The following is a 6,217-nucleotide window of genomic DNA, read 5'->3' as shown; positions in this document are numbered from 1 at the left end:
GACTTAAAAAAACGCTACTGGGGGCGCCATTTTTGGGCGCGAGGATACTTTTGTGTAACATCAGGAGAACTGACAGAAGAAATGATTCAAAACTATTTGGAGCATCATTTTGAACCTAAAGGTGATGATAATTTCAGAACCGAAAGCTAAACGGGTCTTAAGACCCGTATCCTGACTTTAGTCATTGTCACTAACCCACCAGCTTTAGCTGGTGGTTGTTTAGTTGCTCAAGCTGAAGAATTACCTTATGCAATGAACCAACAACACCAGTTCTTGCTTCCAGTCGTATTACGTCTTGATGCTTTGAACCAGTAAAGAACTGAGCCTCAGAAACCATATACTCAGCCAGCCTTTTTGAGTCGTTATATATGAGACTTACTCCCTCCCTGAAATCAGGATACTTTGATACGCCTTGCATTAGGAGAAATATTGTTCCCATAACGGTGATTCTGGCTTTAAGAGAACCATTTTCAAATTCAATTTCTATCGATACGTCTGGATGAAGATAGAAATTGGTACGAGACCTTGCGAATTCTGTAATGTGTTCTTTGAATGCGCTTAACTGCTCTTCAGTTTCAAGCTCTACTGGCTCTACATGAATATAAGCTTGACTCAAGATATTTTTATTAATGTAATCTGCCAAGTTGCGCTCCCTCTATTTGCTCCAAAAATGGGGTCAAGTCTTGATGAAATATATCATACCCCAGTTTTTTTCAACAATTCGACTAACAGTCACATAATGCAGCCAGAATTCACCTGCTATCGCCTTCATTGTATAGCCGCCTGTTTGGTAGGCTGCTGCAATCCCTGCATTTCTGTCATTGAACGATGAATAATATGAGAGCGGCTTTGCCTTTGCCCTCCGCTGAGCGCGCGGAATTTCACTGATATCGTAATCGGATTGCACATGCTGCTGCATGATTTCGATAAATTCTTCAATTTGCCCGCGCAAATCATTCCAGACGCTCGGCAATTCCACCCCTGCGCGCACAAATTTCCTATAAGCGGCAAAAGCCCGTTTCTGTCGCTTCCCAAACTGCTCCAGGGCCGTTGCTCCACATCCTTCACCCTGCCCGCCCGCGCAGGATTCAGCACAACATAGCGGGAGAGTTCAAGCAGATAACTTTCCTTTTCGACCAGAATGGCTTTGTATCGTCCTTGGTCGGCATATACAACATGATTTAAGACTTGACCCCCCCCTGATTGTGCGAAGTTGGGCTAAAGTTTCTTGTACAGATACCGATAACAATAACTAACGGCTCTTCATCACCGTGGGTTGAAAGACAGAGTTCCGTCCGCTGGCCATACCCCTGCGGCCGGTGTTTTTTACCTCCTGTTTCGGGAAGTCTCAGTTTGAACCAACCCTGGCAAAGGTTGGGCACGGACTTACGATCATACACATACATTACCAGCAGTGAGCTGGAGGCGAATCAGTTCACGCCGATGGTGTGAGGCATGAGCCCATAGAACCAGCATGCCCGTTACTATAGAGCGAACAGCGGCTGATTCTGGTAGTCCTTTCTTTTTCCTTGTTTTTATACAAGAAGGTAATAATGAACGCTTTTCATACAATATTAAATGAATGGGCGAAATCAGTAGCGCCTGTCACACTGCTATTACTCTCTGCAACTGTTTCCGCTGAAACCCCACGTATAAGTGTTCTGGAATTTTCCCAGGATGCTGCAAAAGTGACTGCTCTGGAAAAAGGTATTGCCAGCATGAATGCCAATAGCAGCGCCAATCCGGACTCTGCCGAGTACCGTACCAGTTTTGCCTATTGGGCCAACACACATGGTTATTTTGGCAAGGGCAAAAATGCAACTGATCTTCAAGAATATATTGCTTATCGGATGCCAAGTTGTCTTGAAACCCTTGATAAAGAAACCTGTAATGAATATTACGCGCACATGGCTAACACGCCGGTACCAAACGATGGTTTTACTGAAAACGTTTGGGGCACTTGCCAGCACGGCAATTTGAATTTTCTGCCATGGCACCGTATGTACCTGCATTTCTTTGAGAGAACCTTGCGCAAGCAAAGTGGTGACGCTGATTTATCTCTGCCTTACTGGAATTATTACGATGAAAAAAGCAAGGATGGAAAAGGTCTGGCGATTCCTTTCCTGGTCAGGCAATCGGCCAGCGATCCTCTGTATGATAGGTGGCGTACACCTGGTTTAAATGACAATGCAACCTCAATTTCTGTGCAAACTGCCAGCTCTAAGCAGGCATTTGAATTTAATGATTTCACTAACTTTTCGAAAACACTGCAAAACCAGCCTCATGGTGTAATGCATTGTGCGGTAGGTACCGGCTGCACCACACCAGATATGGGTTTCGTACCGATTGCAGGACTTGATCCGGTATTTTATATGCACCACGCCAATATTGATCGTTTATGGCAATGCTGGCTGGATCGTAAAGCCAATGGGCAAAAGCAGGATCTCGCCTGGGCCAAAAAGAATCTGAGCATGCCGGACGCCTGGTATGAGACCCGCTATATTTTTGCTGATGAAAATGGTAATAAAGTTGAGGTGGCCATCGCTGATCTTTTTGATGAAAAGAAATTTCCACGCCGTTACACCACTGACCTGCGCTGCGAGCAACCAGTGTTAAAGCAAGAGGCTCATTTGGTTGCAGCTGCAGGAGAATCGCCCTTGAAGTCACATGCGTTGCTGACCCATCCTAATAAAGTTGTTTTACGCGGAAAACCGGTAGCAGTTAATTTACAACCGGCAGCTGCCAATTTGAAAGCGTCCTCACTGTCGCAAACGCTTCAGAAAACTGCGGGAATTTATCTGATACTGGAGGATGTCACTATTGATGGGGCTCCGGCGGTAACCTATGACATTTATATCGCTAATAAACAGCAGAGTGACAAACGTATTTATGTGGCGACATTCAATTTGTTCGGTGCACATGATCATGATCAAAGTACCGGTGAGCGACTGATTTTTAATGTAACTGAAGATGTTGCCAAGTTGGGGCTGACAGGCCCGGACAGTGTATCTGTTACGTTTGAGCCCACTACCTTATCCAGCCGCCCGGTTCCACAGGTGCGTTCCACCAGTGGAATTTCTGTCGGTACGATTCGACTGGAAAATACCGCCATTCGTCCCTGATCACTCATGCCCGACCCACCCCGGCCGGGCATTTTCTTATAGATGGTCTGCGAAACGGCCAGCAATATCTGCGAAAGGAATTTTTTATGATGAAGCGGACAATCTGTAAATACATAGTTTCCCTGAGCGCCTTGCCGCTCTTGTCTCCGCTGGTGAACAATGCTTGCTCTGCTAATGACCATTTACTGAATGATCCCTCTTTGATGCCCATTCAGTCCGCTGTTTCCCAGGCATCAACAGGCTTGTTGAAATCTTCACCAACTGCAGAAAAACATTTCGAGTGGACAGTAACTTACACTGATAATCGTATATGGAATCCGGCCGCCAACGATTGGGACAGGGTTCGTTTACGCAGTTACCAGGGTACCGGCATTGACCCCCAAGCACCGTATGTAGCACCGACTATTGTGATGGCACCGGGTGATACCCTTCGTGCAACTTTAAAGAACCGTCTGCCGAAAGATGAAACATGTTTTGATAAATCCTTGCCCATCAACAAGCCACACTGTTTTAACAGTACCAATATGCATACCCATGGTTTATGGATCAATCCGGCGGGCAACAGCGACAACGTACTGATATCCATTAATCCCAATGTTGATTTTCAGTATGAATACAATATTCCCGCTGATCATCCGGCCGGTACCTTCTGGTATCACCCGCATCATCATGGTTCTACGGCAATTCAAGTTGCCAGCGGAATGGCCGGTGCATTGATCGTTACAGGGAATCGACCACCTACCGAAACTCAAAATGGTGATATTGATACTTTACTGCCAGGAGTGCAGGAACGTATTTTATTATTTCAACAAATTCAGTATTACTGCCACGGAGAAGGCAAGAAACCGGAAGATTACGATTGCCGTAACGAGCGGGATATAGGCCAAATTGAGAGTTATGCCGCACTTGCTCCGGGCAAGTGGTCGGACTCGGGAAGATTCACCAGCATAAACGGACAGGTGCAGCCCGTTATTCAGTCCAAAGCCGGGCAGGTTGAACGCTGGCGAATGATTCATGCCGGGGTGCGCGATTCCATTAATCTGGAATTCCGGAAAATGAAATCGACAAACAATAATCTTCGCACTGTATTACATCAGCAGGCCTTACAGCAGGATGCGTTGATTGACCAATACTGTACGGGCGAACCCCTGACACAATTTATCATTGCAGCCGATGGTCTCACTGCGCCTGCTATCCGCCAATACGCCACTACGGTTTTTCAGCCTGGTTACCGCTGGGATGCTTTGATGATATTTCCGGAACAGGGCCAGTATTGTGTCATTGATACCGCTGCAACAGCGTCGGCCAATGTGGGCCCTACAATGTCACCGCGCCAGCTATTGGCCGTGGTAGATGTAAGCGGAAGAGCAAAAGCTGATCCGGCAAGCCATCTGATGCATACTCTGACAGAGAATGCAAAGCAGCAGTATCCAGACAATGTCAGTCAACAAGTCATCCATGATTTGGAGAAGGGTCAACTCCTGAGCAAATTCGTTCCACATTTGCCGGTTACACAGACGGATGGCAGGCAGTCATTAACTTTTGATATCAAAAATGGATTATTTCTGATTGACAATAAACCTTATGACCTGGCACGTATCGACAGGGAGCTGATGTTAGGCACCAGCGATGAATGGATATTGACTTCAAAGCTTGCCAGTCACCCGTTTCATATTCATGTGAACCCTTTTGAAATCATTGCCGTACTGGACCCTGACGGTAAAGATGTAAGTGGTCCTGATGCGGTTGATGATTTCGACTCGTCAGCACCGCCCGATGTCCAATACCGGGGAACCAAAGGATTATGGAAAGACACGTTATGGGTTAAAAACGTGCAGGGGAGCACCTACAAGGTGATTGTGCGAACCCGTTATCAGCGCTATATTGGAGACTTTGTATTGCATTGTCATATTTTGGATCATGAAGATCAGGGTATGATGCAGAACGTACGTATTGGTATCAGTGACGGTCGCAAAGAAATTGCTCACGGCCATCATTAGTCTTTCTACATCTGGCATAGACCGTCGAGAACGCCGAGTGATACCTGCTGGAACGAGCGCTAACCTCAACCCGGGTTGGGCCAACCCGAATATTGCATGAATGAAGGAGGCAATTCCTGCCAAATCTTTTATAGTTCGGTTATCTATACTGAATCAAAGAGAGGAATTGCCAGTGACAAATTGAAGGCATAGAAGTCAAGTCTTGTGTTAATACATTCGACTAACAGTCGCATAATGCAGCCAGAATTCATCTGCTATCGCTTCCATCGTATAGCCGCCTGTTTGGTAGGCTGCTGCAATCCCTGCATTTCTGTCATTGAACGATGAATAAGATGAGAGCGGCTTGGCCTTTGCTCTTCCCTGTGCACGCGGAATTTCACTGATATCGTTGTCGGATTGCACATGCTGCTGCATGATTTCGACAAATTCTTCAATTTGTCCGCGCAAATCATTCCAGATGCTCGGCAACCCCACCCCTGCGCGCACAAAATCCCTATAAGCGGCAACAGCCCGCTTCCGTTGCTTCCCAAACTGTCCCCAGTATCCAGTCCGTTTGCAACCACTCAGGACGGCTGCTTTTCCCGATCATGGCTGAATAGCTGTTCCATGGCCATTGCCCAATATCCTTCACCCCACCCGCCCGCGCAGGATTCAGCACAACATAGCGGGAGAGTTCAAGCAGATAGCTTTCCTTCTCCATCAGAATGGCTTTATATCGTCCTTGGTCGGCATGTACAACATGATTTAAGACTTGACCCCTATTGCATACTTGGCTGTCAGCCAGGTGCCGCCGTTCTTGCCAGAATCGGCACTGGGGTTCAGTGCGGCAACAGCACGGTTGAAAACCTCCGGCAGCAGCCACTGGCGGAAACTGACGCGCTGGCTTTTGGCCGGGTCGGAGGGGATGTCCTGCCCCTGGTCGATAACCTCCCAGCCCAGTGCTTTGAGTTGCTGCTGGAAAGGTTGTTCGACTTCGGTGTATTCAGACAAAAGCAGCCCCCTAGTACCCAGCATCCGAAATATATCCGATAACCTATACGAGCAAAGGTTTGCCAATATAAGTCCAGCGAAACGACTTTGCCAAGGTTTCATTGA

8 protein-coding genes are annotated in these 6,217 nt (G+C 47.0%); 3 read left to right on the top strand and 5 right to left on the bottom strand.

Annotated features, from left to right (window positions below):
• On the top strand, positions 1-150 hold a 150-nt coding region (locus BLV85_RS13950; protein WP_176973882.1), incomplete at its 5' end, for a transposase.
• Between the two features lie 40 nt (positions 151-190).
• On the opposite strand, the gene BLV85_RS13945 is transcribed toward BLV85_RS13950, so the two are convergent.
• Together BLV85_RS13945 and BLV85_RS13940 are read right to left on the bottom strand one after the other, a co-directional pair.
• Positions 191-643 (bottom strand): hypothetical protein, encoded by a 453-nt coding sequence (locus tag BLV85_RS13945; protein ID WP_090415837.1) that lies wholly within the window; start codon positions 641-643, stop codon positions 191-193.
• Positions 644-676: 33 nt separating this feature from the next.
• Entirely contained in the window at positions 677-991 is a 315-nt protein-coding gene (locus tag BLV85_RS13940) for a hypothetical protein (RefSeq protein ID WP_090415836.1), read from the bottom strand.
• A 562-nt stretch (positions 992-1,553) separates the two neighbouring features.
• Between BLV85_RS13940 and BLV85_RS13935 the strand changes: the two genes are divergently transcribed.
• Both BLV85_RS13935 and BLV85_RS13930 read left to right on the top strand, forming a co-directional pair.
• Positions 1,554-3,122, top strand: coding sequence for a tyrosinase family protein (locus BLV85_RS13935; protein WP_090415835.1), 1,569 nt, complete (start codon positions 1,554-1,556; stop codon positions 3,120-3,122).
• Positions 3,123-3,208: 86 nt separating this feature from the next.
• Positions 3,209-5,122: a multicopper oxidase family protein gene (locus BLV85_RS13930; protein ID WP_218132857.1), complete on the top strand. Its 1,914-nt coding sequence runs from the start codon at positions 3,209-3,211 to the stop codon at positions 5,120-5,122.
• A 207-nt stretch (positions 5,123-5,329) separates the two neighbouring features.
• Here BLV85_RS13930 and BLV85_RS13925 read toward each other — a convergent pair whose 3' ends face one another.
• Genes BLV85_RS13925 through BLV85_RS13915 form a run of 3 tightly spaced genes read right to left on the bottom strand, consistent with a single transcriptional unit; the run spans position 5,330 to position 6,112 of the window.
• Positions 5,330-5,608: a hypothetical protein gene (locus BLV85_RS13925; RefSeq protein ID WP_090415834.1), complete on the bottom strand. Its 279-nt coding sequence runs from the start codon at positions 5,606-5,608 to the stop codon at positions 5,330-5,332.
• 7 nt (positions 5,609-5,615) lie between these two features.
• On the bottom strand, positions 5,616-5,822 hold the full coding sequence (locus tag BLV85_RS13920) for a hypothetical protein (protein WP_090415833.1): 207 nt from the start codon (positions 5,820-5,822) through the stop codon (positions 5,616-5,618).
• A gap of 44 nt (positions 5,823-5,866) precedes the next feature.
• On the bottom strand, positions 5,867-6,112 hold the full coding sequence (locus BLV85_RS13915) for a hypothetical protein (RefSeq protein WP_218132856.1): 246 nt from the start codon (positions 6,110-6,112) through the stop codon (positions 5,867-5,869).
• Positions 6,113-6,217: the final 105 nt, after the last annotated feature.

The sequence above is a fragment of the Nitrosomonas halophila genome (assembly GCF_900107165.1).
GTDB classification, from domain to species: Bacteria; Pseudomonadota; Gammaproteobacteria; order Burkholderiales; family Nitrosomonadaceae; genus Nitrosomonas; species Nitrosomonas halophila.
The sequence above is the reverse complement of the archived record's forward strand: the minus strand, read 5'-3'. Positions and strand labels throughout refer to the sequence as shown.